Annotated in this window: 28 protein-coding genes and 1 riboswitch; of the genes, 10 read left to right on the forward strand and 18 right to left on the reverse strand. The window is 70.2% G+C overall.

The window, feature by feature from the left end:
* From Mterra_RS04310 to Mterra_RS04320, 3 genes are all read right to left on the reverse strand, one after another.
* The coding region (locus tag Mterra_RS04310; protein WP_170159550.1) for an Ig-like domain-containing protein at nt 1-1339 on the reverse strand (1339 nt) is incomplete at its 3' end.
* A 316-nt stretch (nt 1340-1655) separates the two neighbouring features.
* The gene (locus Mterra_RS04315) at nt 1656-2879 is read right to left on the reverse strand and encodes a vWA domain-containing protein (RefSeq protein WP_119314054.1); all 1224 of its coding nucleotides are present in this window, start codon (nt 2877-2879) and stop codon (nt 1656-1658) included.
* 87 nt (nt 2880-2966) lie between these two features.
* Nucleotides 2967-4382, reverse strand: coding sequence for a sigma 54-interacting transcriptional regulator (locus Mterra_RS04320; RefSeq protein WP_119314055.1), 1416 nt, complete (start codon nt 4380-4382; stop codon nt 2967-2969).
* Between the two features lie 251 nt (nt 4383-4633).
* Nucleotides 4634-4740, forward strand: a riboswitch (TPP riboswitch).
* A 58-nt stretch (nt 4741-4798) separates the two neighbouring features.
* Here Mterra_RS04320 and thiE point away from each other — a divergent pair.
* From thiE to thiD, 6 genes are read left to right on the forward strand one after another with little or no spacing between them, the layout of a single operon-like run.
* A complete protein-coding gene (gene thiE, locus Mterra_RS04325; protein ID WP_119314056.1) occupies nt 4799-5425 on the forward strand; it encodes a thiamine phosphate synthase in 627 nt (208 codons plus the stop codon).
* Entirely contained in the window at nt 5412-5618 is a 207-nt protein-coding gene (gene thiS, locus Mterra_RS04330; RefSeq protein ID WP_119314057.1) for a sulfur carrier protein ThiS, read from the forward strand. The genes thiE and thiS overlap by 14 nt, the downstream gene beginning before the upstream one ends.
* 2 nt (nt 5619-5620) lie before the next feature.
* Nucleotides 5621-6418 carry a thiazole synthase gene (locus Mterra_RS04335; protein WP_119314058.1) on the forward strand — a complete coding sequence of 266 codons (798 nt, stop codon included), beginning with the start codon at nt 5621-5623 and terminating at the stop codon, nt 6416-6418.
* On the forward strand, nt 6415-7320 hold the full coding sequence (locus Mterra_RS04340; protein WP_119314059.1) for an FAD-dependent oxidoreductase: 906 nt from the start codon (nt 6415-6417) through the stop codon (nt 7318-7320). Before Mterra_RS04335 ends, Mterra_RS04340 begins: the two co-directional genes overlap by 4 nt.
* 46 nt (nt 7321-7366) lie before the next feature.
* Nucleotides 7367-8677 carry a phosphomethylpyrimidine synthase ThiC gene (gene thiC, locus Mterra_RS04345; protein WP_119314060.1) on the forward strand — a complete coding sequence of 437 codons (1311 nt, stop codon included), beginning with the start codon at nt 7367-7369 and terminating at the stop codon, nt 8675-8677.
* Between the two features lie 16 nt (nt 8678-8693).
* A complete protein-coding gene (gene thiD / locus Mterra_RS04350) occupies nt 8694-9494 on the forward strand; it encodes a bifunctional hydroxymethylpyrimidine kinase/phosphomethylpyrimidine kinase (protein WP_119314061.1) in 801 nt (266 codons plus the stop codon).
* Between the two features lie 209 nt (nt 9495-9703).
* Here thiD and coaBC read toward each other — a convergent pair whose 3' ends face one another.
* The 5 genes from coaBC to Mterra_RS04375 form a co-directional block, all read right to left on the reverse strand.
* The gene (gene coaBC / locus Mterra_RS04355) at nt 9704-10927 is read right to left on the reverse strand and encodes a bifunctional phosphopantothenoylcysteine decarboxylase/phosphopantothenate--cysteine ligase CoaBC (protein WP_119314062.1); all 1224 of its coding nucleotides are present in this window, start codon (nt 10925-10927) and stop codon (nt 9704-9706) included.
* Nucleotides 10924-11688, reverse strand: coding sequence for a type III pantothenate kinase (locus tag Mterra_RS04360; protein WP_119314063.1), 765 nt, complete (start codon nt 11686-11688; stop codon nt 10924-10926). Before Mterra_RS04360 ends, coaBC begins: the two co-directional genes overlap by 4 nt.
* Nucleotides 11689-11697: 9 nt before the next feature.
* A complete protein-coding gene (panC, locus tag Mterra_RS04365; RefSeq protein ID WP_119314064.1) occupies nt 11698-12543 on the reverse strand; it encodes a pantoate--beta-alanine ligase in 846 nt (281 codons plus the stop codon).
* On the reverse strand, nt 12544-13383 hold the full coding sequence (panB, locus tag Mterra_RS04370) for a 3-methyl-2-oxobutanoate hydroxymethyltransferase (RefSeq protein WP_119314065.1): 840 nt from the start codon (nt 13381-13383) through the stop codon (nt 12544-12546). It lies immediately after the preceding gene.
* A 146-nt stretch (nt 13384-13529) separates the two neighbouring features.
* Nucleotides 13530-14111 (reverse strand): LutC/YkgG family protein, encoded by a 582-nt coding sequence (locus tag Mterra_RS04375; protein ID WP_119314066.1) that lies wholly within the window; start codon nt 14109-14111, stop codon nt 13530-13532.
* 252 nt (nt 14112-14363) lie between these two features.
* On the opposite strand from Mterra_RS04375, the gene Mterra_RS04380 reads away from it, so the two are divergent.
* On the forward strand, nt 14364-14606 hold the full coding sequence (locus tag Mterra_RS04380; RefSeq protein WP_119314067.1) for an AbrB/MazE/SpoVT family DNA-binding domain-containing protein: 243 nt from the start codon (nt 14364-14366) through the stop codon (nt 14604-14606).
* 11 nt (nt 14607-14617) lie between these two features.
* A complete protein-coding gene (mazF, locus tag Mterra_RS04385; protein WP_245971530.1) occupies nt 14618-14950 on the forward strand; it encodes an endoribonuclease MazF in 333 nt (110 codons plus the stop codon).
* A gap of 75 nt (nt 14951-15025) precedes the next feature.
* On the opposite strand, the gene Mterra_RS04390 is transcribed toward mazF, so the two are convergent.
* Together Mterra_RS04390 and Mterra_RS04395 are read right to left on the reverse strand one after the other, a co-directional pair.
* Complete coding sequence (locus Mterra_RS04390) at nt 15026-16420, reverse strand: LutB/LldF family L-lactate oxidation iron-sulfur protein (RefSeq protein ID WP_119314069.1); 1395 nt, start codon at nt 16418-16420, stop codon at nt 15026-15028.
* A 1-nt stretch (nt 16421) separates the two neighbouring features.
* Nucleotides 16422-17165: a (Fe-S)-binding protein gene (locus Mterra_RS04395; RefSeq protein WP_119314070.1), complete on the reverse strand. Its 744-nt coding sequence runs from the start codon at nt 17163-17165 to the stop codon at nt 16422-16424.
* A 199-nt stretch (nt 17166-17364) separates the two neighbouring features.
* Here Mterra_RS04395 and Mterra_RS04400 point away from each other — a divergent pair, with 199 nt between their 5' ends.
* The gene (locus Mterra_RS04400; protein ID WP_119314071.1) at nt 17365-17910 is read left to right on the forward strand and encodes a Uma2 family endonuclease; all 546 of its coding nucleotides are present in this window, start codon (nt 17365-17367) and stop codon (nt 17908-17910) included.
* Here Mterra_RS04400 and Mterra_RS04405 read toward each other — a convergent pair.
* A complete protein-coding gene (locus tag Mterra_RS04405; protein ID WP_119314072.1) occupies nt 17907-18551 on the reverse strand; it encodes a TapB family protein in 645 nt (214 codons plus the stop codon). The genes Mterra_RS04400 and Mterra_RS04405 overlap by 4 nt on opposite strands.
* 466 nt (nt 18552-19017) lie before the next feature.
* Between Mterra_RS04405 and Mterra_RS04410 the strand changes: the two genes are divergently transcribed.
* On the forward strand, nt 19018-19845 hold the full coding sequence (locus Mterra_RS04410; protein ID WP_245971528.1) for an alpha/beta hydrolase: 828 nt from the start codon (nt 19018-19020) through the stop codon (nt 19843-19845).
* Between the two features lie 189 nt (nt 19846-20034).
* On the opposite strand, the gene Mterra_RS04415 is transcribed toward Mterra_RS04410, so the two are convergent.
* The 7 genes from Mterra_RS04415 to Mterra_RS04445 form a co-directional block, all read right to left on the reverse strand.
* Complete coding sequence (locus tag Mterra_RS04415; protein WP_119314074.1) at nt 20035-21372, reverse strand: sensor histidine kinase; 1338 nt, start codon at nt 21370-21372, stop codon at nt 20035-20037.
* A 123-nt stretch (nt 21373-21495) separates the two neighbouring features.
* Complete coding sequence (locus Mterra_RS04420; RefSeq protein WP_027893728.1) at nt 21496-22170, reverse strand: response regulator transcription factor; 675 nt, start codon at nt 22168-22170, stop codon at nt 21496-21498.
* Complete coding sequence (locus Mterra_RS04425; protein WP_119314075.1) at nt 22167-22526, reverse strand: hypothetical protein; 360 nt, start codon at nt 22524-22526, stop codon at nt 22167-22169. The genes Mterra_RS04420 and Mterra_RS04425 overlap by 4 nt, the downstream gene beginning before the upstream one ends.
* An 85-nt stretch (nt 22527-22611) precedes the next feature.
* Nucleotides 22612-23055 carry an arsenate reductase ArsC gene (locus tag Mterra_RS04430; RefSeq protein WP_119314076.1) on the reverse strand — a complete coding sequence of 148 codons (444 nt, stop codon included), beginning with the start codon at nt 23053-23055 and terminating at the stop codon, nt 22612-22614.
* Between the two features lie 25 nt (nt 23056-23080).
* Nucleotides 23081-23506: an arsenic resistance N-acetyltransferase ArsN2 gene (arsN2, locus tag Mterra_RS04435; protein WP_119314077.1), complete on the reverse strand. Its 426-nt coding sequence runs from the start codon at nt 23504-23506 to the stop codon at nt 23081-23083.
* Nucleotides 23503-24723, reverse strand: a complete 1221-nt coding sequence (locus Mterra_RS04440) for an MFS transporter (protein ID WP_119314078.1) — start codon at nt 24721-24723, stop codon at nt 23503-23505. Before Mterra_RS04440 ends, arsN2 begins: the two co-directional genes overlap by 4 nt.
* Nucleotides 24720-25223, reverse strand: coding sequence for an arsinothricin resistance N-acetyltransferase ArsN1 family A (locus tag Mterra_RS04445; protein ID WP_119314079.1), 504 nt, complete (start codon nt 25221-25223; stop codon nt 24720-24722). The genes Mterra_RS04440 and Mterra_RS04445 overlap by 4 nt, the downstream gene beginning before the upstream one ends.
* Nucleotides 25224-25227: the final 4 nt, after the last annotated feature.

The following is a 25227-nucleotide window of genomic DNA, read 5'->3' on the forward strand; positions in this document are numbered from 1 at the left end:
GCAGCGTGGGGTTGGCGCCGCCGCTGGGCGGGGGAGGGGGGGTGGTGCCGCTGGAGAAGGTGAAGCTCACGCTGGCGCTGCCCTTGGCGTTCGCCGCGTCGTAGGCGTTGACGGTGAGGGTGTTGCTGCCCTCGCGGAAGCCGCTGGCGTTGAAGCTGAAGGAGACGCTGGCGCCGCTGGTGATGCTCACGCTCTGCTCGGCCCCGCCGTTGAGCTGGTAGGTCATGCGGGTCACGCTGGCGTTGTCGGTGGCGCTGCCCCGGACGGCGAGGCTGGTGCTGGTGGTGCTGCTGCCGTTGGTGGGCTGGGTGATGCTCACGGTGGGCGGGGTGTTGCTGCCGCCGCTGCCGTGGTTGACGGTGACGGTGCTCGAGCCCTTGTTCCCGTCGGCGTCGTAGGCGAAGACCGTGACGGTGTTGGCCCCGGGCTTGAGGAAGCCGATGGTGCGGGCGAAGCTCACGCTGGTGGAGGAGGTGATGGCGATGACCTCTTCAGGCTCGTCGTTGAGCTTGAAGGTCAGCCGGGTCACGCCCTTGTCGTCGCCGGCGGTGCCCTGGATGCGCACGGTGGTGGTGCTCACCGTCACGCCGTTGGCGGGCTGGCTCAGGCTCACCGTGGGAACCGCTCCCGACCCCGAGGGCGGCGGGGGCGGCGGGGCGCTGCCGTAATTGACCGTGACGTTGCTGACGCTGCGGTTGCCGTTGCCGTCGTAGGCGATGACGCTGATGGTGTTGGCCCCGGGGCTGAGGAAGCCGGCGGTATGGTTGAAGCTCACGCTGCTGCCGGGCGTGATCGACATGGGCTCTTCGGGCTCGTTGTTGAGCTTGAAGGTCATGCGGGTCACGCTGACGTCGTCGGTGGCCGAGCCGGTCAGGCGCACGGTGTTGGAGTCGGTGGTGGAGTTGTTGCCCGGCGTGCTCAGGCTGATGACGGGCGTGGCCGAGGTGGCCGCCGCGAAGTTGAGCTCCACCACGCGGGTGCTGCTGTTGCCCGCCTTGTCGGTGGCGGTGAGGGTGATGGTGTTCTTGCCGGGCTTGAGCTCGCGCATGTTGAGCCCGAAGCGGAACTGCGCCAGGCCCGTCAGCTCGATCTCCCGCTCCTCACCGTCGTTGATGCGGTAGCTGAGCTTGGCGGCCTCCTGGTTGTCTGCCACCATGCCCGACAGCTGCCACCCGTCGCCCGAGACCTGGCTGTCGGAGGGGGGGTTGTAGAGGTTGATCGCGGGCTTGACGGAGTCCTTGGAGCCGCTGTTACACGCGGCCAGCAGGGCTACGACCAGCCCGAAGCCGAGCGTGCGAGCACGCTTCCATGCCGGGGTGAAGGATCGGTATGCACTCATATTTCTGCCTCGAGGGGGTAACGGAACGTAACTCCGCACCGCGAATTTATAGTCGAATGCGTAACGCCCTTCCTTTAGAGGACCCTAAAGTTGTGTTTAGCTTCCCCGTGGTTTACACGAAATTTCTATCATGTTGGGTGAAGCTGAATGCAAGCTGATGACGCCCTGATGGGATAAACGTCCCTCACCTTCGCCAGGCGAACTTCTCACCCAATTTTCCGTTGTGTTAACTTCTTTTAATCCGGCGGAAAAACCCGCACCGCGGCTGCTCGAGGGGCGGGTTTAGGAATTTTTTGCGCGAACCGTCAGGTTTGTCTCAATTGCGGCTAATTTTACGGGTCAGGAAGTCCATCAGCACGTAACGCCCGATGTTGGCGGGGGTGGTCAGGTAGGCCTTGCCCCGGGTGATCTGGGTGAGCTTCTTGACGAAGGCCAGCAGCTCGGGCTCGCGCGCGAGCATGAAGGTGTGGATGGGGATGCCCTCCTTGCGCGCCAGCGTGGCTTCCTTGAGCGTTTCGGCCAGGATCACGGGGTCGAGGCCCCAGGCGTTCTTGTAGATCTGGCCGGAGGGCAGGGTCAGCGCCGAGGGCTTGCCGTCGGTGATCATGATGATCTGCTTCATCTCCCCGCCCATCTTGCGCAGGATCTTGCGGGCGAGCTTGATGCCCTCGGCGGTGTTGGTGTGGTAGGGCCCTACCTGCACGGTGGGAAGCCGCCCCAGGGGCACCTCCTCGGCGGAGTCGTGGAAGGTGCCGAAGCGCACCTCATCGCCGGGGTACTGCGTGCGGATGAGGTGCGCCAGCCCCAGCGCCACGCGCTTGGCCGGGGTGAAGCGGTCCTCGCCGTAGAGGATCATCGAGTGCGAGCAGTCGAGCAGCACGACCGTGTTCATGGCGGCGGTGTACTCGGCGAGCTCGATGATGAGGTCTTCTTCCTCGAGGTTCTCCATCCCCTTCATGGCCGCGCGCTTGAGGGTCTCGGGGATGTTGAGGGTGGGCTGGTCGCCGAACTCGTAGGGCTTGGTCTCGCCGCTCGACTCCACCCCCGAGGCGTAGTGCCGCGTCATGTGGGCGCCGGGGTTGTTCTTGCCCAAGGCCCCCATCAGCGAGCGCAAGGAGCGCAGGCCCAGGAAGTCCACGGACTTGTTGGTGAGCTCGAGCCGGGCGTCCTGGGCCTCGCCCTGCATCCCCTGGCCGCTGGCGGGGTCGGCGGGGTCGTTGCCGGGCAGCCGGATGAAGCCCTCCTCCTGCAGCCGCTGCATGAGCTTCTGGATCTCGCGGTACAGCCGCGTGTCCTCCTTGCGGTCGGCGAAGCGGGCCTCGCGCAGCCACTCCTCGGGGATGCGGTCTTGCTCGAGCAGCGCCTGCAGGAGCGCGTCGTAGAGGTCCTCGAGGGTGGGGGTGCGGTCGGGGTCGGGCTGGTAGCGGTTGTAGGGGTCGGAGAAGCCCGAGTCGAGGAGGAAGTCCTCGAGCATGTCCATGAGCTCGGAGCTCGTCAGGTCGTCGAGGCTGGATTCGTACTTGCTGTAGCGGACGCGCATGCTGCCTCCGGCGCTGCCGAACGCTAAACGCCCGACGCCCGGCCCCGGCGGGTGGCGTCTCGCGTCTTGCGTCCGGCGTTGGGCATCTCAGTTCCCGCTCCCCCAGCGCTCCCGCTCGCGCTCGACGGGGGCGCTGTAGCTCTCCTCGCCGCGGGCGATCTTGCGGCGGCCGGCCAGGCCCTCCAGGATGAACTCCCCGGCGGCCACCGTGGCCTCGGGGGTGGTGTGGCTCTCCAGGCGGCGGGCGGCCTCGAGCAGCCCCGGCACCTTCTTCATCTCCTCGAGGGCGCCCTTGGCGTCCTCGGGCAGGGTGAGGAGGTTGCCCTGGGCGAAGTATTCGACGACCTCGTCGGTCTTGAGGCCCTTCGAGCGCTCGCCGTAGGCCAGCCCGAAGGCTTTTTGCAGCAGGTCGCGGGCCACCCGCTCGGCGCCTTGCATCTCGCCCTCGTACTCCAGCTCGATCTTGCCGGTGATGGCGGGCAGGGCGAAGTAGAGGTCGATGGGGCGGGCCACGGTGCGCTCGCCGTACTGCAGGGCGCGGCGCTCGGCGTTGGAGGCCACGAGCTCGAGCAGGCTGATGGAAAGGCGCTGCGATACCCCTGAGGTCTTGTCCACCCGCTTGTCCTCGCGGGCCACGAAGGCCACGGCTTCGGAGGCTTCGGCCACGTAGGAGGGGATGTAGAGCCCCTCCTCCCGCGCGGTCCAGGCCTCCTGCTGGGTGATGGCTAAGCCCTCGTCGAGGGTCTTGGGGTAGTGGGTGCGGATCTCCGAGCCGATGCGGTCCTTGAGCGGGGTGACGATCTTGCCGCGCGCGGTGTAGTCCTGGGGGTTGGCGGTGAAGGCGATCCAGACGTCGAGCTGCAGGCGCACGGGGTAGCCCCGGATCTGCACGTCGCCCTCCTGCAGGATGTTGAACAGCGCCACCTGCACCTTGGGGGCGAGGTCGGCGACCTCGTTGATGCCGAAGATGCCCCGGTTGGCGCGGGGCAGGAGGCCGTAGTGGACGGCCTCGAGGTCGGAGAGCCCGGTGCCGCGCCGGGCGGCTTTGATGGGGTCGATGTCGCCGAGCAGGTCGGCCACGGTGGTGTCGGGGGTGGCGAGCTTCTCCACGTAGCGCTCGTCGCGGGGGACCCAGACGATGGGCGCGTCGTCGCCGGCCTCCTCCAGCAGCCGCTTGGCCTCCGCGGAGAGCGGCTTGAGGGGGTTGTCGCGCAGGTCGGTGGGGAGGGCGGGCACCTCGTCGTCGAGGAGTTCAGTGAGTTGGCGCAGAATGCGGCTCTTGGCCTGCCCGCGCAGGCCCAGGAGGATGAAGTTGTGGCGGGCCAGCACGGCGTTGACCAGTTCGGGCACCACCGAGTCGTCGTAACCCTGGATGCCGGGGAACAGCCGCTCGCCCGAGCGCAATTTGGCGATGAGGTTCTCCCGCGCCTCGTCCTTGACGCTGCGCTGGAGCTTGGCCATGGGGTAGGAACGCTTCAGCTCTCCTAGGGTTGTGGCCTTCATGGAGGGAGTGTACGCCTCGAGGGCTAAAACGTATGTGGATTGGCTTTCAAGTGGTTTTCATCGGCTCCTGGACGTGTCGAGTGGAACTCTTGCCGATAGAGGCACTGTTTTCATGGGATAACCGTTCGGATTTGCGGTGAAATCGGGATAATTCGGGTTCGACGCGGGCCCGCCAGGCGGGCGGCAGGGAGGGCTGGGGCGGGCCTCCGCGCCGGCCTTGACGGGGTCGGTGACGGCCTGATAGCGTTGGGGTGATCGGCTAGGGGTGCCCCTGCGGGGGCTGAGAACAGGTTGAGTCCTGTAACCCTTGGAACCTGATCCGGTTAGCACCGGCGGAGGGAAGCCCGTGGAAAAACCTGTCCAGTCCAACGTGTACCCGTTCCTCCTGGCCCTTCGCCGGTCCAGGAGGTGGTTTTTTGTCAGGAAAACTGTATTTGGTGGCGAGCCCCCGGCCCGGCCAGCCGGAGGCGGTGTTGCTGGAGCGCCTCGAGGCCGCCCTGGACGGCGGGGTCGAGCTGCTGCAATTGCGGGCCAAGGGCCACGAGGCCCGCTGCGTCCTCGAGCTCGGCGAGAAGCTGCGGGCCCTGTGCGCGCGTTACCGGGTGCCGCTGGTGATCAACGACCGCCCCGACCTGGCGGCCTTGCTGGAGGCCGACGGTGTGCACCTGGGACAGAAGGACCCGAGCGTGGCCCAGGCCCGGCGCTTCTTCGCGGGCTGGGTCGGGCGCAGCACCCATGAACCCGAGCAGGCCCTGCGGGAGCAGGCCGCGCTCGAGGGCGACCGGGGCTACCTTTCGGTGGGGCCGGTGTGGGAAACCCCCACCAAGCCAGGGCGACCCGCGACGGGCCTGGCGTACGTGCGGTGGGCGGCGCAAAACCTCCGGGTGCCCTGGTTCGCCATCGGGGGCATCGACGAGCACACGCTGCCCAGGGTGCTGGAGGCCGGGGCCCGCCGGGTGGCGGTGGTGCGGGCCATTCTGGACGCGCCCCGCCCCGAACAGGTCGCCGCGCGCATGCGGAGGTGGCTGGATGGTCTGGATTAACGGCAAAGCCGTGGAGGCCGAGGGAAGGAGCCTGCGCGAGGTGGTCGAAGCCGTGTGCAGCCAGCGGGGAATAAGCCCCGACACCGTCGCCGTGATGCTCAACGACGAGATCTGGGTCAAAGGCCGCTGGCCGGCCCGCCCCCTGGCGGCGGGGGACGTGGTGGAGGTCGTGGCCGTGATACAGGGGGGCTAGCCGTGAGCGCACTGGTGATCGCAGGCCAGCGCCTGAACAGCCGCCTGCTCGTGGGCACGGGCAAGTACCGCGACTTCGCGCTGATGCGGGAGGCCCTCGAGGCCTCCGGGGCCGAGGCGGTGACCGTCTCCGTCCGGCGCGTCGAGGTGGGGGCCGCCGGGCACCAGGGCCTGCTGGAAGCGCTGGACTGGCGGCGCTACCGGGTGCTGCCCAACACCGCCGGAGCCCGCACCGCCGTCGAGGCCCTGCGCCTGGCGCGGCTGGGGCGGGCGCTTACGGGAAGCGACTGGGTCAAGCTGGAGGTCATCCCCGACCCCACCTACCTGCTGCCCGACCCGCTGGAGACCTGGCGCGCTGCCGAAGTTCTGGTGCAGGAGGGCTTCGTGGTGTTGCCCTATATCGCCCCCGACCCGGTGCTGGCGCAGAGGCTGGCCCGGCTCGGCTGTGCCACCGTGATGCCCCTGGCCGCCCCCATCGGCTCGGGGCAGGGCCTCAGGAACCGGGCCATGCTGGAGATTTTCGCGCAGCAGCGCGCCCAGTTGCCGCCCATCGTGGTGGACGCCGGGCTGCGCTGGCCCTCGGAAGCCGCCGGGGCGATGGAGCTGGGCGCCGACGCGGTGCTGGTCAACACCGCCATTGCCGAGGCCCAGGACCCCGTGGCGATGGCCGCCGCCTTCCGCCAGGCGGTCGAAGCGGGGCGCAGGGCCTATGAAGCCGGGCCCATGCCCGAGCGCGCCGTCGCCAGCCCCTCCAGCCCGGCCCAGGGCGTGCCCCTGCCCCAACCGGAGCTGCCCCTATGAGCGAGGTCGTGGTGGTGGGCGGCGGCATCATCGGCAGCCTCATCGCCTACCGGCTGTGCCAGGCGGGGCTCGAGGTCACCCTGCTGGAGGCGGGCAAGGCCGGGCAGGCCACCCAGGCTTCGGCGGGCATGCTGGCCCCCTACGCCGAGGGCCTTGGCGGGGAGTTGCTCGAGTGGGCCCGGGAAGGGCTCGAGTGCTACCCCGGGCTCGCGCGCGAACTCGAAGCGGCCTGCGGGGTCAGGGTCCCCGTGGTCCTGAGCGGCGTCTGGAGCCTCGAGCGCCCCCTGCTCCAGGGCTGGCACACCCTGCGCGACCTCGAGCCCCGCCCCGGCGGCTACCTCGACCCGCTTCGGCTACTGGCCGCCGTGCAAAAAGCCTTCGTGAGCCTGGGCGGCACGGTGCGAGCGGAAGAAGCCCAGCGCCTCGAGCCCGGCTGGGTCCACACCCTCACCCAGCGCATCGCGGCCCGCCAGATCGTGATCGCCAGCGGGGCCTGGTCGGGCCGCTTCGGCCTGGGGGTACGCCCGCTCAAGGGCGAAGCCCTGCTGCTGGCGGCCCCAGCGCCGCCCGGACCGGTGTTCGCAGGAGCGGGCTATGCGCTGCCCCGCGGGAGGCGGGTCTACCTGGGGGCCACCCGGCGCGAAGGCTGGCAGCCCGGCGTGGAGGCGGAGGGGCTCCGCTGGCTGCACCGCTACCGCGACGCGCATTTCCCCCACCTCCACGGTGCCCCTGTCCTCCAGAGCCGCTGGGGCTACCGCCCGGCGGGCCCCCTCACGGTAAGGCGGCTCGAGCCCGGAATCCTGGCCGCCACCGGGCACGGGCGCAACGGCATCCTGCTGGCCCCGGCCACCGCCCGCCGCGTCACCGCGATGGTGCTGGAGTCCTGGAAGGCACGCCGGTGAGTCGCCGAGGATCGATAGTCAACAGCCGATAGCACAAGGAGCCGACATGACCCAGCTTGAAGCCGCCCGCAAGGGCATCGTCACCGAAGCCATGGCCTACGTGGCCCACTCCGAAGGGTTGGAGCCCGAGTTCGTGCGGCAGCAGGTGGCCGCGGGGCGGGTGGTCATCCCCGCCAACCCCAACCACCGCACCCTGGCCCGCTTCACCGCCATCGGCGAGGGGATGCGGGTGAAGGTCAACGCCAACCTGGGCACCTCCTACGACTTCGCCGACCCCGAGCAGGAGGTGCGGAAAGTCCGGGCCGCCATCGAGGCGGGCGCCGACGCCGTGATGGACCTCTCCACCGGGGGCGACCTGGCCCGCATCCGCGAGATGACGCTGGAGGCCAGCACCGTCCCGCTGGGCACCGTGCCCATCTACGAGGCCGAATTCCAGGCCGCCCGGCGCAAGAGCGTCTTCGACATGACGCCCGACGAGCTGTTGGAGGTCATCGAGCGCCACGGCCGCTCGGGGGTGGACTACGTCACCGTGCACGCCGGGGTGACCCAGGAGAGCCTGCGCCGCTACCGCAACGGCTCGAGGGTCACCGGCATCGTCTCGCGCGGGGGCGGGATGCTGGCGGCGTGGATGCTGCGCAACGAGCGGGAAAACCCGTTGTGGGAACGCTTCGATGACGTGCTCGAGATCGCCCGCACCTACGACATGACCCTCTCGCTGGGCGACGGGCTGCGCCCTGGCTGCCTGGCCGACGCGACCGACCGCGCCCAGATCCAGGAGCTGCTGCTGGTGGGTGAGCTGGTCGAACGGGCGCGCCGGGCCGGGGTGCAGGCGATGGTCGAGGGGCCGGGGCACGTCCCCCTGGGCGAGATCCAGGCCAACGTGCAGTTGCAGAAAAAGCTCACCGACCACGCGCCCTTCTATATCCTGGGAATGCTCCCCATCGACACCGCAGCGGCGTTCGACCACATAGCGGGCGCCATCGGCGGGGCGGTCGCGGGCTGGCACGGCGCCGACATGCTGTGCTACCTCACCCCGGCCGAGCACCTGGCCCTGCCCACCGTCGAGCACGTGCGCGAGGGCGTGATCGCCTTCAAGCTCGCCGCCCACGTCGCCGACGTGGCTCGAGGCCACCCCGCCGCCCTCCTCCGCAACCGCCAGATGAGCCAGGCCCGCTACGCCCTCGACTGGGAGCGCCAGTTCGAGCTGTGCCTGTTCCCCCAGGAGGCCCGCAGGCTCTACGAGACCCGCGCCACCCGCACCAAGGCCTGCAGCATGTGCGGCCCCTTCTGCCCGATGAACCTGGTCGAGGCCGTGCTGCGCGGAAGGGCCCGCGTGAGCGACCTCGAGCCGGCCTGAACCCCCGGAGGCCCCGGTGCCCTTCCCCATCGCCCTCACCATCGCCGGCAGCGACCCCAGCGGCGGCGCCGGCCTCCAGGCCGACCTCAAGACCTTCCACCGCCTCGGGGTCTACGGCATGAGCGTGGTCACCGCGCTGACCGTGCAGAACACCCTGGGGGTGCGCGAGGTCGTGCCCCTGGAGCCCACCCTGGTCGCACGCCAGCTAAAAGCCGTGCTGCACGACCCCGGAGCCCACGCCCTCAAGACCGGGGCGCTGGGCGACGCCGCCACCCTCGAGGCCATCGCCCCCGTGCTCGCCCAGGCCGCCCTGCCCCTGGTCGTTGACCCCGTCCTCGTGTCGAAGAACGGGCAGGAGTTGCTGCCTTCGCGCGCCCTCGAGGCCCTCAAGGCCGACCTGCTCCCCCTCGCCACGCTGCTGACCCCCAACCTGCTCGAGGCCCAGGCCCTGCTGGGCCAGCCCATACGCGACCTCGCCGACGCCCGCGAAGCCGCCCGGCTGCTGGCGAGCCTGGGGCCTGGGGCCGTGCTGCTCAAGGGCGGCCACCTCGCCGGGGAAGAGGCCACCGACGTGCTGTGGGACGGCCACGCGCTGCACCTCTTCCCCGCCCGAAAAATCCCCTCGGCCCATACCCACGGGACCGGCTGCACCCTCTCCGCCGCGGTCGCCGCGCTGCTGGCGAAGGGGGTCGCGCTGCTCGAAGCCGTCGCTCGAGCCAAGCGTTTCGTGACCCGAGCCATCGAAACGGCCCCGGGCATCGGGCAGGGCATCGGGCCGCTCAACCACTGGGCGGGGGAGGGTGCTGATGGCCGGTAGCCGGGCGCGGGTCGTACGTGCTGCGTCGTACGTCGGACGCCGAACGCCAGACGCAAGATGCGGGTCGTACGTCCTGCGTCGTACGCAAGACGCAAAACGCAAAACGCAAGACGCGAGACGCGAGACGCAAGACGCGAGACGCGAAACACCTTGCTCCCCCCTTGGCAAGGGGGGAAGGGGAGGGGCAAACCACAGGCCACGAGATGCTCTTAGCTGCCGGCTCCTTCTGGGAGGAGTCCGACCACCCGTGCCAGGACGGCTTCGGCGACTTCGCTCTTCGTCATGAGGGGCAGGGGCTCGACCATCCCGCCCGGGAGGAGCAGGCTGACGCGGTTGGTGTCCACGGCAAAACCGGCGTCGCGGGCGCTGATGTCGTTGGCGACGATCATGGAGAGGCTCTTGCGCTCGAGCTTGTCCTGCGCGTTTTCCAGCAGCTTCTCGCTCTCGGCGGCGAAACCCACCACCACCGCCGGCCGGCCCAACCGGCGGCGCTGCTCGGCCACGGCCAGCAGGATGTCCTGGGTGTGCTCGAGTTCGACCCGGGGCAAAGCGCCCTTCTTGATCTTGTGGGCCTGGACCTGGCGGGGCCGGAAGTCGGCCACCGCGGCGGCCATGATCAGCACGTCGGCCTCCTGGCACAGCCCCAGGACGGCCTCGGCCATCTGGGCGGCGGTTTCCACGTCGGTGCGCTCGGCCCCGGCGGGGGCGGGCAGGGCGGCGGCGGTGGCCCCCACCACCAGGCTGACCCTGGCCCCCAGGTCCAGCGCGGCCTGGGCCAGGGCGAAGCCCTGCTTGCCCGAAGAGCGGTTGGTGAGGTAACGCACGGGGTCGAGGGGCTCCTGGGTGCCGCCTGCGCTCACCACCACGTGCCTGCCGGTCAGGGGGCCGCCACGGCTCAGGGCCAGGCGGGCGTGCCCCAGGATTTCGGCGGGCTCGAGCATCCGCCCCAGCCCCGTCAGGCCTGAGGCCATGCGGCCCGGGGCCGGGCCCAGGACCTGCACGCCCCTGCGGCGGAGGGTCTCGAGGTTGGCCTGGGTGGCGGGGTGCTCGAACATGCCGCCGTCCATGGCGGGGGCCACCAGCACGGGACAGCGCGCGGCCAGCGCGGTCAGGGTGAGCAGGTTGTCGGCCTGGCCCTGCGCCAGCTTAGCCAGGGTGTTCGCGGTGCAGGGGGCGATCACCAGCAAGTCGGCGCCCTCGCCCAGGCCGACGTGGACCACGTGGGCATCGCCGTCCCACAGGCTGGCGTGGGCCTTGCGCCCGGTGAGGGAGGCGAAGGTCAGCGCCGTGACGAAGCGCTCGGCCCCGTCGCTCAGGACCACGTCCACCAGGGCCCCAGCCTGGGTGAGCTTGCTGGCGAGGTCGGCGGCCTTGTAGGCGGCGATGGAGCCACTGACGCCCAGCACGATGCGCTTGCCTTGCAGGGGGTTCACCGGTTGAGCTCCCAGATGACGCGCAGTCCGTCGAGGGTCAGCCAGGGGGCGATGATCTCGATGACCGGCGTCTCCTGGGCGATGAGCTCGGCCAGGCCGCCGGTTCCGATGACCTTCATCTGGGGCCCGAGCTCGGCGCGGAAGCGGGCCACCATGCCCTCGACCAGGCCCACGTAGCCGAACAGGAGCCCCGACTGCATCGAGTGCACGGTGTTGCGCCCGATGACCGAGGGGGGCCGCTGCAGATCGACCTTGGGCAGCTTGGCGGCCCGCTGGAACAGGGCTTCGGAGGCGATCCCGATCCCCGGCGCGATGGCGCCTCCCAGGTAATCCCCTTCGGCGGTGATGGCGTCGAAGGTGGTGGCGGTGCCGAAGTCCACCACGCAAGCCGGGCCGCCGTAGAGCTTCTGCACCGCGGCGGCGTCGGCGATGCGGTCGGCCCCCACCTGCGAGGGGTCGTCGTAGCGCACCCGCACCCCGGTCTGGACGCTCGAGTCCACCACCAAAGGCTTCCTCCCCAGGTAAGCCTGCACGGCCTGGACCAGCGTCCCCGTCAGCGGCGGCACCACCGAGGCCATGACCACCGCGTCCACCTGCGCGGGCGAGTGGCCGCTGAAGGCGAGCAGGTTGAGCAGGCTGATGCCGTACTCGTCGGGCATGCGCTGGGGGTCGGTGGCGATGCGCCAGCGCGGCCCCAGCTCGTCGCCGCGGTACAGGCCCAGCGTGATGTTGGTGTTGCCGATGTCGATAGCCAGCAGCATAAAACCCCCTCACACCCCCTCGAGCACCACGTTATCGATCAGCCGGGTCCTGCCAAAGTAGGCCGCCAGGGCGATGAGCACGTCGCCGCGGAGGCGGGCGAGGGGCTCGAGGTTCTCGGCGTCCACGACCTCGAGGTATTCGGGCCGGCACAAGGGCTCGGCCTCGAGCATCTGCCGCATCCCCTCCAGCAGCACCGCGGCCTCGCGCTCGCCCTCCAGCACCCGGTCCCTGGCCCACAGCAGCGCCCGGGAGAGCACCGTGGCAGCCTGGCGCTCCTGGGGGCTCAGGTACACGTTGCGCGAGCTCAGGGCCAGGCCGTCGCTCTCGCGCACGGTGGGGCAGACGACGATCTCGAGGTCGAAGTCGAGGTCGCGCACCATCTTGCGCAGCACCGCGACCTGCTGGGCGTCCTTCTGCCCGAAGTAGGCCCGCCGGGGCTGCACCAGGTGGAACAGCTTGCTCACCACCGTGGCCACGCCCCGGAAGTGCCCCGGGCGGAACTGGCCGCACAGCCGCTCGGAGAGGCCCTCCACCGTGACGTAGGTCCGGTAGCCCGCAGGGTACATCTCGGCGGCCTCGGGGTGAAACAAGAGGTCAACCCCGGCGGCCTCGGCCAGGGCGCGGTCGCGCTCCAGGTCGCGCGGGTAGCGGGCGAAGTCCTCGCCCGGGCCGAACTGCGTGGGGTTGACGAAGATGCTCATGACCGTGAAGCGGTTGCGCGCGCGCGAAGCCTCCACCAGCGAGAGGTGGCCCTGGTGCAAATAGCCCATCGTGGGCACCAGGCCGATGCTCCCGGCCCGGCGTTCCTCGGCCAGGATCTCGCGCAGCTCGGGGATGGTTCGGACCAGGCGCATTCAGACCTCCCTCTCCAGGGCCTCGAGCACGGCCTCGTCCAGGCTGAAGGAGTGCTGTTCGGTGGGGAAAGCCCCGCTCTCGACGTCGTGGACGTACTGGCGCACCGCCTGGGAGCACAGCCCGTGCAGATCCTGGTATTTACGCACGTGCCGGGGGTTGAAGCCGGGGAACAGCCCCAGCATGTCCTGCGTCACCAGCACCTGGCCGTCGCACCCCGGCCCCGACCCGATCCCGATGGTGGGGATCTCGAGCCGCTGGGTGAGCCAGCCGGCGAGCTTGTGGGGCACCAGCTCCAGCACCAGCGCGAAGACCCCGGCTTCCTGCAAGGCCAGCGCGTCCTGCAGGATCCGGCGGGCGGTCTCGAGAGTCCGGCCCTGCGAGCGGTGCCCCCCGAAGACGTGGACCGACTGGGGGGTATAGCCCAGGTGACCCATCACCGGGATCCCCGCCGCCCGGATGGCCCGCACGCTCTCCAGCACCTCCCGCCCCCCCTCGAGCTTCACCGCCTTGCAGCCGCCCTCCTGCACCAGCCGGCCCGCCGCGCGCACGCTCTCGTACACCCCCAGGTGGTAGCTCAGGAAGGGCATGTCGGCGATCACCAGCGCCCGCCTGGTGCCCCGCGCCACGGCCTTGGTGTGGTGCAGCACGTCCTCGAGGGTGACCCGCGTGGTGTCCTCGTAGCCCAGCACCACCATCCCCAGCGAGTCCCCCACCAGAATCGCGTCCACGCCCGCCGCGTCGAGGATCTGGGCGGTAGGGTGGTCGTAGGCGGTGAGCACTTTCAGCTTGCGCCCGCGCTGCTTGGCCTCGGCGAAATCCGTAACCCTGACTGGTTCCATAAACTCCGCCTAGATGTTACCCTTTGCCGCCGGTTTTGCCAGCCCTCGCGGGCGCGGCCCGCCGAACTCCAGCCCCTGGCCGTGGGCTCGAGCCCTCGCCCCCCTTCGGCCGGGGTGACTTCGGTCATGAGTCACCCTGCACAAACTTAGTCGTGGGGCTCGGCGATGAGGGCCGCGACCAGCCGTCCGGGGCCGTGCACGCCCTTGACCATCACCTGGCCGATGTCGGCCGACTTGCTGGGGCCCGAGTGCAGCCCGATGGCCGAGGGGAGGTCGCCCTTGAGCGCCTGAAGGGCCTCGAGCAGCGTGGCGTAAAGGGCCTCCTCGGGCACGAACACCAGGTGGGTGGGGGGGAGCAGTTGGGTGCGCCGCCCCTCGCGGCTGGAGAGCAGCACCGTTCCCGTCTCGGCCACGGCGCCCAAGGCCCAGGAGATGCCCAGCGGGGCCTCCTCGGGCGGCAGGGCGGGCAGGGCGGGGTAGAGCACCGGCGGGACCATCCGGCTCACCGCCGCGCCGCTGAAGCTTCTGGCGAAGCCCTCGAGCCACTCCCGCGCCCCCTCGAGGTCGGGCAGGCGCACCACCTCGCCCCCGTTGCCGCTGAGCCGCTCGGTGAAGAGGGCGACGGCTTCCTCGCGGGAGAGTCCCGGCAGGGCGAGGGGGTCAGGCAGGACGGGGCTGGGGCGGTGCTCGAGGGCCCGTCGTACGCGGGAGAGGATGCGCTCGCGCATTTGCCGGAGTATACGCCTTGATGCCCTACCCAGGACGAGAACATTGCCTCATAAGAAATCCGCTTGATCTGTTCTTACTTTTTGGGGCCCCCGCCCTAAGCGCTGCAACTCGAAGCGGTCGTAACAGATGAGCTTTTGCTCGCGCTTAGCGGAACGCTTCGGGTGGGGTTCATATCACACGGCATCTGGCTCGAGGGGTCTTTTAAACCTTGACTCTGACCAAGGAACGCCGTATCTTCATTGTAGATACTTATGCGGACTAAAGTACAGCAGTGGGGGAACAGTTTGGCCCTCCGGATCCCCAAGAGTTTCGCGGCAGAGCTGGGCCTGAAGCCTGAAGCTAGGGTAGATCTTCGCCTTGAGGACGGCAAACTCTGGCTCGAGCCGGTAGACAAGCCGCTTTACCAGCTCGAGGACTTGGTCGAGGCGATCACCGAGGAGAACCTTCACGCCGAGCAGGACTTCGGGCCAGCAGTGGGTCGAGAGGTCTGGTAGTGCCGCCCTATGTGCCTGAACGCGGTGACTTGGTATGGCTGACCCTCGACCCGCAGGCCGGGCACGAGCAGCGGGGTCGCCGTCCCGCCTTAGTCCTCTCCCCGGCGTCCTATAACGGCAAAACGGGCCTTGCACTGGTATGTCCGCTGACCAGCCAGGTCAAAGGTTACCCCTTCGAGGTGGCGCTACCCCAGGGCCTTTCGGTAAACGGGGTGGTGTTAAGCGACCAGCTTCGTAGCCTGGACTGGCGGGTGCGGCAGGCCGACTTTATCTGCAAGGCGCCCCGCAGGCTGCTCGAGGAGGTCGTAGCTAAGATCACGCCGCTCCTCCTGGGGGATCGTTAAAGGGAACTGCCGCCGCATGTGACCGGACGGCTTATCCGGTGGAACAGGGCGTGATCGGGCAGCCCGCACAGCGCCTCACTTGATCCCCTCCTCCCACAACTCCCTGAAGCTCCTGGGGCTCGGCTTCAGCCCGGCCCGGCCCTCCACCCAGGCCTTGAGCACCGGGACTACGGTGTTATCCAGCGCTTTCTCGGGCAGGAGGCGCAGGGCTTTGGAGGCCAGGCGGTAGGCCCAGGGTTGGGTCATCGCCAGGGCGTAGCCCTTGAGGGCGGCTTTCTCGAAGCGGGGGGTGAGGCCCTCCTCCACGGCGCGGTGGCGCCAGGTGAGGAGCAGCTTGGGGATGGGGATGCGCACCGGGCAGGCCTGGAAGCAGGCCCCGCACAGCGAGGAGGCGTAGGGGAGGGGCTTGGTGTTCTCCAGGCCCACCAGCCCCGGGCTCAGCACCGCGCCGATGGGGCCGGAGTAGACGTAGCCGTAGGCGTGGCCGCCGGTCTGGCGGTAGACCGGGCAGGCGTTGAGGCAGGCCGCGCAGCGCACGCAGCGCAGGGTCTCCCAGGCCTCGAGGTCGGCCAGGACGCTGCTGCGGCCGTTGTCCACGAAGACGACGTGGACCTCCTCGGGGCCGTCGGTCTCGTCGGGGCGGCGGGGGCCTTGGATCAGCGAGACGTAGGTGCCCAGGCGCTGGCCGGTGGCGGCGCGGGCGGTGAGGGTGAGGAAGACCGAGAGGTCGGAGAAGCGGGGCAGGAGCTTCTCGATGCCCACCAGCGCGACGTGGAGGCGGGGGGCGGAGGTGGAGAGGCGGATGTTGCCCTCGTTCTCGATGAGCACCAGCGTCCCGGTCTCGGCCACCACGAAGTTAGCCCCGCTGATGCCCATTTCGGCCTCGAGGAAGCCCTGCCGCAGCAGCTTGCGGGCCGCGGCCGCCAGGGTGTCGGGCGCGGCGTCGAGGGGGGTGCCGAAGCGCTCGTGGAAGAGCCGGCGGATCTGCTCGAGGCCCAGGTGGATGGCCGGGCCGACGATGTGGCTGGGGGGCTGCCCCAAAAGCTGGATGATGTACTCGCCGAGGTCGGTCTCGAGCACGTCCACGCCCAGGCCCTCGAGCAGCGGGTTGATGCCCAGCTCCTCCGAGATCATGGTCTTGGCCTTGACCGCGCGCCTGACGCCCTTCTCGCGCACCAGCGCGGCCACGACGCGCTGGGCGTCTTCGGCGTCCTCGGCCCAGTGCACCCGGATGCCGCCGCGCTCGAGGGCCGCGGCGGCCTGCTCGAGGTAGTGGTCGAGGTTCATCAGGACGTGGTTCTTGACCCCTTCCGCGAAGTGGCGCCAGCCCTCGGCGTCCACCTCGGCGTAGGCCGCGCGCCGGCGGCTGTCGAAGTTGAGCGTGGCCCCCGTGACCGACTCGCGCACGTGGGGCTCCTCGCGGATGACCCGCGCCGACTCCTTGGGGTAGTCGTTGGACTTGATTTTCATGCTAGGCCCCACTCCCCACGGCCGGCTTCTGCGCCGCTTCCCACAGCACCGAAGCCAGCGGCCTCACCCCGAAGGGCAGCTCGCGGTTTCGGGCCCGGCCCGACAGGTGCAGCAAGCAGCCGCCGTCGGCGCTGGTGAGCACGTCGATCTCGGGCAGGGTCGAGAGCTTGCGGTCGGCCATGCCGAGCGACACCTCGGGCAGCTTGACCGAGAACAGCCCCCCGAAGCCGCAGCACTCGGTGGCGGCGGGCCAGTCCACGATCTCGGCCCCGGCGTTGCGCAGCAGGGCGACGGGCTCGTCCTTGAGGCCCAGCTCGCGCAGGGCGTGGCAGCCGTGGTGGTAGGCGACGCGCTGCCCGGCGAGGCCCTGGCCCAGCCGGGTGATGCCCAGCACCTTGACGATGAACTCGGCGAGCTCGTAGGTCTTGGCGCTGAGGCCGCTGGCGCGGGCGAAGGCGCGGGGGTTGTCGCGGTAGAGCTCGGGGTAGAAGGCCCGCAGCATGGTGGTGCAGGAGCCTGAGGGCAGCACCACGTACTCGGCGTGCTCGAAGACCTCGAGGGTGTGTTCGGCCATCTGCCGGGCCTCACCCCAGTAGCCCGCGTTGTAGGCGGGCTGGCCGCAGCAGGTCTGGCCCGGGGGGAACTCCACGGTGCAGCCGAGGCTGCGCAGCAGCCGCACCGCCGCCACCCCGGCTTCGGCGTAGAACTGGTCAACCAGGCAGGTCACGAACAGCGCCACTTTCATGTTGAGCTCCAGTCTCGAGCGTGCGACGGGCCTTTGTCAAATGGGCGCAGGGCCTTGGGTGGCGCCCGCGGCGGGCTTAACCCTCCGGTGGCTTGGCGAGCGCGAAAAGGGCGCGAAGTTAATCGAAACCGGCCTAAATTCTCACGCTCCGGCGCGGCGAATTCGATAGCATCCCGCCGAGCATGGCCCGAGGAGGCTTATGAGCGTGCATGTCAAGAAAGCGGAACCCGGCGGCGACGAGGGCCGCCCGCAAGCCAAGACGGCCGGGCACAGCTCCTGGCTCGACGAGCACACCCCGCCCGGCGCCCAGAACGGGGAGATCGCCGCCGAACTCGCCAGCCGCCTGCACGCGTGGGCCCGGCAGGGGCAGCACGGCCGGGTGGGGCTGAACTCAGGCTTCGTGCTGCGCCGCGACCCCGACCGGGTGCGCGGGCCCGACATCTGGTTCGTGCAGCGCGAGCGGGTGCCCAAGGAGGGCGTGCCCCAGGGCTTCTGGGAGATCGCCCCCGACCTCGCGGTCGAGGTGGTGGCCCCCACCGCCACCGTTGACGAGATCAAGGAGCGCCTGGAGGACTACTTCGCCGCCGGGACCCGGCTGGTGTGGCTGGTCTACCCCCGCTTCCGGCAGGTCGAGGCCTACAGCCCGGAGGGCTCGATGAAGACCTTCCGCGAGGGCGACACCCTCGAGGCCCCCCTGGTGCTGCCGGGCTTTGGCTGCAGGGTCGCCGAGCTGTTCTCGGCCTAGGGCTGCTCCGGCGGCGCGGTGCGGAGGAGCTCGAGCAGCTCGCTGCTGACGCGGCCCGGCAGGTTGCCCTCGCTGACCTGCTTGACCAGGCCCACCCCCCGGGCGAACCAGTAGGTGCTCTTGCCGCCGAGCCCGATCCCCAGCCGCCCCTGGAACACGCTCTCCACCCGCAACGCCTCGAAGCTCCCGGCGGGCACCTGCACCCGCTCGAGGCCCACGATGCGGTTGCGGGCCTCGAGGTAGCCCCCCAGCTCCACGAAGGCCACCCGCCCCCTGAGCTCGTAGCGGTAGGACCACGCGTGGCCCACCCGCCAGTCGCGCTCAGGGGGCCAGAACACCCCGCTCAGCCGCACGAACTCCACCGCCCCGCCCGGGATGGGCTGCGGCCCCTGGATCTGCGGCTGCAGCCCTTCGGGGGTGCAGCTCCACCGCCGCTGGCCGGTCTGGTTCTGCCGCTCGAAGCGGCTGATCTCCACGAAGCCCTGGCTACCCAGGAGGCTGTAGCTCTGCACGTAGGTCTGGTCGCTCCCCAGCAGGCGGTACCGCCAGGCCAATTGGCCGTCGGTGGGGAGGTAGCTCAGGCTGCACGGGCTGGCCCATGCCGGGGCGAGGAGGAGGACGAACCAGGACAGCCGCCGCATGACCGCATCCTGACAGCCTTTGTGAGGGCCGACCAGAGGGCGGGGAACAGTTCGGGGGGGTGATAGCGGATAGCTGAACGCCGATAGCCGAACGCCGAGCGCCGGGCGCGGGTCGGACGTCGTACGTCCTACGTCGTACGTCGTACGCAAAACGCAAGACGCAAAACGCAAAACGCGAGACGCCCTTTGTTTACCCCCCTTAACAAGGGGGGTTAGGGGGGATAAACCCTCCCCGCACTCGGGGAGGGTCGGGGTGGGGTCAACCACAAGCCACGGGCCACAAGCCATAGGCCACGAGCCTTCCGCTGACGGCTGAGGGCTGATCGCTGACGGCTCATCGCTTCCCGTTCCACCCCCCCCAACCGTGCGCCAACCCTTTGTGCATCTGACGCCTTTGCCTCATCGAACGCTGTTACAATGCCGCAATATGGGCCGGAAAACCCCGCCCAGCCGTAGGAGGAGAAACGTGCGCGCTGAGAAGATCGTCGGCTGGGAGAGTTACCCCAAGGGCAAGAGGCACACCGTAAGCGGGGACGTGCGGGTCTTTCACGGCCTGCCGAGCCCCCAGCTCGGCAACCGGCGGGACATCCTGGTGTACCTGCCCCCGTCCTACCAGGCCTCGCAGAAGCGCTACCCGGTGCTCTACATGCACGACGGGCAGAACCTCTTCGACGACGCGACGAGCTACGTGGGCGAGTGGCACGTGGACGAGATCATGGAGGACCTGGCGGGGGAGGGCCTCGAGGCCATCGTGGTCGGCATCCCCAACGCCGGGGTCAAGCGCCTCGATGAATACAGCCCCTTCAAGGACCCCGAGTACGGCGGCGGCGAGGGCGAGACCTACCTGCGATTCCTGGTCGAGACGGTCAAGCCCCTCATCGACCGCGACTTCCGCAGCCTCCCCCAGCGCGAGCACACCTTCGTGATGGGCTCCTCGATGGGCGGCCTCATCAGCCTCTACGCCTTCTTCCGCTACCCGGAGGTCTTCGGCGGGGCCGGGGTCATGAGCCCGTCCTTCTGGTTCGGGGAGCGGGGCTCCTTCGACTACGCCGAGGCTGCCCCCTTCGTGCCGGGCAGGCTGTACATGGACGTGGGCTACAAGGAGTCCACCCTCTCCAACGTCGGCTCGAGGCGCTACCTCGCCGACGTGCGCCGCATGCACCGCATCCTGCAGCGCAAGGGCTACAAGGAGGGCAACTACCTCTACGTCGAGGACAAGCAGGGCGTACACAACGAGGCCGACTGGGCCCGCCGCCTGCCCGCGGCGTTGCGTTTCCTGCTGGGGGTGGGTTGAACGCCGGTGGCCGGGCGCGGGTCGTGCGTCGTGCGTCGTACGTCGTACGTCCTACGCCGTACGCGAGACGCAAGACGCCTTGTTCCCCCCTTAGCAAGGGGGGCTAGGGGGGATACTCCCTCCCCGCGCGCGGGGAGGGGTTGCCATAGGCCTTTGCTGACGGCTGAGGGCTGACTGCTGCGACCTTTCCTACTCCGCCTCCTCCTCCGCGTCCGCCAGCAGCGGCAGGTATACCGCGAAGCGGGTTTTGCCGGGTTGGGAGGAGACGAGGATGCGGCCGCCGTGGGCTTCGGCGATCTGTTTGGCGATGGCGAGGCCTAACCCGGTGCCGCCTTGGGGGCCTCGAGCGAAGCGCTGGAACAGGCGGGGCAGGATCTCGGGGGGGATGCCGGGGCCGTCGTCGGTGACGGAGAAGGCGGCCCACTTCTGGGTCTGCAGCGCGCCGCCTATGGCGGTGTTGGCGGGGGGGGCCTCGTCGATCCAGGTGCGCACCCGCACGCCCTGGGGCCGCCCGGCGGCGCGGACGGCGTTGGAGATGAGGTTGCGGGCGAGCTGCAGCAGGCGGTCGGGGTCGCCCAGCACCTCGGGGGGGTCGGGCGGCAGGAACAAGGTCACGCCGGGGTACTCGCCCACGGCCTGGCTCAGCAATTCGCCCAGCGGCACGATGTGGGGGTTGACGGTGCGCTCGGCCTCGCCCCGCGCCAGCGAGAGCAGGTCGCCGACGAGCCTCGAGAGGTGCTCGGCGGTGCGGCGGGCCCGCAGGAGGGCTTCCTGGTCGCCGGGGTTGCGGGAGAGGCGGTCGAGGTTGCCGTTGAGGGCGGTGAGGGGGGTGCGCAGCTCGTGCGAGACCTCGGCCAGGAAGGCCCGCTCGCGGGTCTGGGCCTCGCGCAGGGCCTCGAGCAGGGAGTTCACGCGCTCGATGATCTGGCCCAGCTCGTCGGAGGGGCCGCTGTAGGGCAGGGGGGTGAGGTTGTTGGGGCCCCGGGTGCGCACCGCCCACGCGGCCCGCTGCAGCGGGGCCAGCGCCACCCGGCCCGAGACCGCCATCAGCAGCGCGCCCACCGGCAGCAGCAGGAAGAGGGTCTGCAGCAGCGAGCGGGCCACCCCCTGCGAGATGTTCTCGATGAAGGTGGTGTCCTGGCTCACCGCGAACACCCCCACCTTCTGCGTGCGGATGTAGGCGGCGCGGAAGCTGGCCCCCCGGTAGACGCGCGGGGCGATGCCGGCCTGCAGCACCACCTCCTTGGGCAGTTGCTGCTTGGGGTCGGTGATCTCGTAAGGCTGCCCGGCCCCCGCGCCGTCGAGCCGGTAGATGGTGATGAGGGCGCCGCCCGACTCGGCCGTGACCCCGCCGGGGGTGGGGCTGTCGTAGAGCTCGCCCAGGCGCTGCGCGTCGCGCAGGAGGGTCTGCTCGACCTGCCGGTACAGGCCCTGCCGCACCGCGTAGGTCGCCACCCCCACCGCCAGCAGCAGCAGCACGCCCCAGATGACGGTGTAGGCGAGGATGAGGCGGAAGCGGAAGGTCATATGGGTCGTAGGCCGTACGTCCTGCGCCGTACGCAACACGCCAGACGCAAGACGCAAAACGCGAGACGCCTCAGTCCTTGACCCTCAGCCATCGGCATGCTTTGGCGTTTAGTCCCTGCCCGCCTACTCCTTATCCCGCTGGCGCAGCGCGTAGCCCACGCCGCGGACGGTGCGGAGGTAGCCGTAGGCCCCGGCCTCGCGCAGCTTGGAGCGCAGGTTGGCGACGTGCACGTCCACGACGTTGGAGTCGCGCTCGAGCGGCCGCCCCCACAGGTGCTCCTCGATCTCGACGCGGCTGAAGACCTTGCCGGGGCGGGTGCACAAGAGCGAGAGCAGCTCGAACTCCTTGGGGGAGAGGCGCATCTCGTGGCCGTCGTAGTTGACCTGGCGCTTGGCGAGGTGCACCTCGAGGCCCCCCACCCGGATCTGCTCGCCGCCCTCGCGGTGGCGAAGCTGCACCTGGATGCGCGCGAGCAGCTCGGCGGGGTGGAAGGGCTTGACGATGTAGTCGTCGGCGCCGCCCGAGAGCAGGCTCACCTTGCGCTCGACCGAGTCGGCGGCGGTGAGCACGATGATGGGGACTTCGGTGCTCGAGCGGATGCGCCGGGCCACCTCGGCGCCGTCGAGGTCGGGGAGGCCCAGGTCCAGGATCACCAGGTCCGGGGGGGCCTCGCGCAGGCGCACCAGCCCGGCCATGCCGCCGTTGGCCCAGTCTACGTTGAAACCCGCCTCGCCCAGCTCGAGCTGGAGCAGACGGGCGATTTCCGGATCATCCTCGATGAGCAAGATCTGTTTCATCGCACCTCCGGCAACACCTTGCCACCGGGCAATTCCAAGCGATAGGTACGGGTCAGCAATTCGTTGAGGCTTATTTTATCCCCGCTGACCTGCAGCCATACATCGCCCTTGGAAGCACTGAGCCCATTGTACATGTGAACCCTGTCGGGTGTCCGAATAATCACCCGCAGTTCGGTGGCGGCGGCAACGGGCATGGGCTTGGCAGGGGCTACCAGACGGCGCTGCTGGACCTGATACACCGCGTAGACCTTGCGGTAGTCCGGCGAGGCCAGCCGCAACTCGCTGCCCGGTGGGATCCAGGGCAGTTGGGGGAGGGGGGCCAGCGCCAGGGTCAGGCCGAGCAACCAACTGAGCACGCCCCCTAGTGTGGGGAGCGGGGGTAGAGGCTGAATGGGAGGGCGATAAAGGCGGGTTTAACCTGCCCGGAAGCCAGGGCGGGACTCAGCTCGCCTGCTCCGGGGCGAGGGGCCGGCCCTGCTTGAGGGCCACGACCAGCTGCTCGATGAAGGGGCCGATCATGTCCCGCACCTCGCGGAAGGCCCGGGCCTCGTCGGGGGCCCCGGCGGGGTCGGGGAAGGAGTGGTGCAGGCGGGTGGTGCGGGCGGGGTAGACCGGGCAGCCCTCGGCGGCGGAGTCGCACACCGTGAGCACGTAGTCGAAGTTCCAGGGGTCGGGGACGTCGTAGAGGGTCTTGGAGGCGTGGCCCGAAAGGTCGATGCCCCGCTCGGCCATGGCGGCGACGGCGTGGGGGTTGACCCGGGTGGCCTTGGTGCCCGCGCTGTGGACCTCGAGATCGAGGCCGTGCTTGTGGGCGTAGTGGCGGGCCCAGCCCTCGGCCATCTGGCTGCGGGCGGAGTTGGCGGTGCACAGGATCAGCAGCCTCATCTTGGGTATAGCCTACTCCCACGTGTCAGCCTAGCGTCAGGTGCAGGGCCACGGCGCCCTCCGGGCAGGCGCCCCGGAACTCCTCGGAGGCGTACAGGGCGGGCGGGAGCTGCTCCCGGGCCACCCGCGCGAAGCCGTAGCGGGGGAAGTAGCCCTCGGCGGTGGTGGTCAGCAGCGAAAGGCTCTTCAGCCCCTGGCGGCGGGCCTGCTCGAGCAAGGCCCCCACCAGCCGCCCGGCCACGCCCCGCGAGCGGTACTCCGGGCGCACCGCCACCGAGCGCAAGAGCCCGGCGTCGCCGTAGACCTCGAGCCCCGCGCAGCCCACCAGGGTCGCGCCGTCGAACTCGAGCAGAAAGTGCCCAAGGTGCTGCTCCACGCCCCGCCGCGGCAAGGCGGCTTGCTCGAGGAGCTCGAGCACCGCCGGCAAGTCTTCGGGCCTCGCTCGCCTCACGACCGCACCCCCTCGAGGCGGCCGCGCGTGGCCTGCACCTGCCACACGCACGCCGCCGCCAGCAACGAACTCGCGACCAGAATCCCCAAAACCGCGTCGTAGCCGCCCCACAGCCCGTGCAGCAGGCCCGCGCCGATGGGGCCCAGGCTCTGGGTGAGCGAGACCACCAGGCTCACGCCGCCGTTGATGCGCCCGTAGCTGGCCGGGCCGTAGAGCTCGGCGGTGAGCCCGGCCCGCGCCAGGGTGCCCGCGCCGTTGCTCATGCCGTACAGCAGCACGAAGGCCCACACGCCCGGGCTGCCCGGCACCAGCAGCAGGGCCAGCGAGCCCAGCGCCTGCGCGAACATCACCCCCAGCGTGGCGCGGTGGAGCGACCAGCGCTGGCTGCCCGGCAGGAAGAAGGCCCGCCCCAGCAGTTGCACCAGCCCGATGGAGCCCACCGCGGCCGCCGTGAAGGCCGGGCTGTAGCCGCGCTCGAGCAGCAGCGGCACCCCGTGCGCCCCGACGGCGGCGGTGGTCAGGCGCAGCAGGGTGAAGGCGGCGGCCAGCCACCAGAAGGTCGCGCCCGCGAAGGCGGCCCTCGCGCTCACGCTGGCCTCGGCCCCCTGCGCGGCGGGGCCGGTCTCGCCGTCGGGCCACTGGCCCAGGTCCTGCGGGCGGCGGCGCACCAGGGCGTGCAGGGGCAGGGTGATCCCCCCGAAGAGCAGGGCCAGGACGACGAGGGCGCTGCGCCAGCCCAGTTCCCCCACCAGCAGGGTCTCCAGCGGCACGAAGACGGTGCTCGCCAGCCCGGCCACCATGGTGATGACGAAGGTGGCCCGGTGGCGCCAGCGGCGGAACCACACCGCCACCACCGTGAAGGCCACCTCGTAGAGCACCATCGCCATCGCCAGGCCCATCCCGGCCCACACCAGGTAGAAAGCCGCCAGGCTGTGCACCTGCGACCAGGCCAGCAGCATCAGGCTGCCCAAGAGCGAGCCCAGCAGCAGCAGGCCGCGGGCCCCGTGGCGGTCTACCCAGTGGCCCACCGGGACCGCCGCCAGCCCCGAGACCAATAGCCCCAGCGAGTAGGCCCCCGAGGTCTGGGCCCGGCTCCAGCCCAGCTCGGCCTCCATCGGCTTGACCAGCACGCCGAAGCCGTAGTAGAGGATGCCGTAGCCCACCGTGGTGGTCAGGGCCAGCGCCCAGACGATGTTCCAGCCGTAAAAGCGCTTCACGTGAGGTTGGCCTCCAGCAGCCGCTCCACGATCACCACGTCGCGCCAGACGCCCTCGAGCTTGCCGTGCTTGCGGTAGACGCCCACCTCGCGGAAGCCGTGGCGGCGGCACAGCGCCCGCGAGGCGGCGTTCTCGGGGAAGATGCGCGAGAGCACCTTCCACAGGCCCGCCCGTTCGCACGCCGGGAGGAAGGCGGCCATCAGCGCGTCGCCCACGCCCTGGCCCCGCGCCTCCTCCGCCACGTAGACCGAGAACTCGGCGACGCCCGCGTAGCACTCCCGGGGGCGGTAGCCGCTGGCCGCGACCCAGCCCAGCACCCGCCCCCCGCGCTCGGCCACCAGCACCGGGTGCTCAGGGCGGCCCAGCCAGCCCCGCAGTTCCTCGGGGCTGCGCTCGCGGGTCTCGAAGGTGGCCCCCCGCCCCCGGATGCCCTGGTTGTAGATGGCGGCGATGGCGGGGAGGTCGGCCTCGGTGGCGGGGCGCACGGCGACGGGGTCCATAGCC

The organism is Calidithermus terrae (assembly GCF_003574345.1).
Lineage (GTDB): Bacteria > Deinococcota > Deinococci > Deinococcales > Thermaceae > Calidithermus > Calidithermus chliarophilus.

Coding starts and splice junctions, on each gene's coding strand:
- Mterra_RS04315 (WP_119314054.1), bottom strand. CDS start 2,879: ATGCGCGTCCGCTACAGCAAGTACGAATCCAGCCTCGACGACCTGACG.
- Mterra_RS04320 (WP_119314055.1), bottom strand. CDS start 4,382: ATGAAGGCCACAACCCTAGGAGAGCTGAAGCGTTCCTACCCCATGGCC.
- thiS (WP_119314057.1), top strand. CDS start 5,412: ATGGTCTGGATTAACGGCAAAGCCGTGGAGGCCGAGGGAAGGAGCCTG.
- Mterra_RS04340 (WP_119314059.1), top strand. CDS start 6,415: ATGAGCGAGGTCGTGGTGGTGGGCGGCGGCATCATCGGCAGCCTCATC.
- thiC (WP_119314060.1), top strand. CDS start 7,367: ATGACCCAGCTTGAAGCCGCCCGCAAGGGCATCGTCACCGAAGCCATG.
- Mterra_RS04360 (WP_119314063.1), bottom strand. CDS start 11,688: ATGCTGCTGGCTATCGACATCGGCAACACCAACATCACGCTGGGCCTG.
- panC (WP_119314064.1), bottom strand. CDS start 12,543: ATGCGCCTGGTCCGAACCATCCCCGAGCTGCGCGAGATCCTGGCCGAG.
- panB (WP_119314065.1), bottom strand. CDS start 13,383: ATGGAACCAGTCAGGGTTACGGATTTCGCCGAGGCCAAGCAGCGCGGG.
- Mterra_RS04375 (WP_119314066.1), bottom strand. CDS start 14,111: ATGCGCGAGCGCATCCTCTCCCGCGTACGACGGGCCCTCGAGCACCGC.
- Mterra_RS04380 (WP_119314067.1), top strand. CDS start 14,364: ATGCGGACTAAAGTACAGCAGTGGGGGAACAGTTTGGCCCTCCGGATC.
- Mterra_RS04390 (WP_119314069.1), bottom strand. CDS start 16,420: ATGAAAATCAAGTCCAACGACTACCCCAAGGAGTCGGCGCGGGTCATC.
- Mterra_RS04395 (WP_119314070.1), bottom strand. CDS start 17,165: ATGAAAGTGGCGCTGTTCGTGACCTGCCTGGTTGACCAGTTCTACGCC.
- Mterra_RS04400 (WP_119314071.1), top strand. CDS start 17,365: ATGAGCGTGCATGTCAAGAAAGCGGAACCCGGCGGCGACGAGGGCCGC.
- Mterra_RS04405 (WP_119314072.1), bottom strand. CDS start 18,551: ATGCGGCGGCTGTCCTGGTTCGTCCTCCTCCTCGCCCCGGCATGGGCC.
- Mterra_RS04415 (WP_119314074.1), bottom strand. CDS start 21,372: ATGACCTTCCGCTTCCGCCTCATCCTCGCCTACACCGTCATCTGGGGC.
- Mterra_RS04420 (WP_027893728.1), bottom strand. CDS start 22,170: ATGAAACAGATCTTGCTCATCGAGGATGATCCGGAAATCGCCCGTCTG.
- Mterra_RS04430 (WP_119314076.1), bottom strand. CDS start 23,055: ATGAGGCTGCTGATCCTGTGCACCGCCAACTCCGCCCGCAGCCAGATG.
- Mterra_RS04445 (WP_119314079.1), bottom strand. CDS start 25,223: ATGGACCCCGTCGCCGTGCGCCCCGCCACCGAGGCCGACCTCCCCGCC.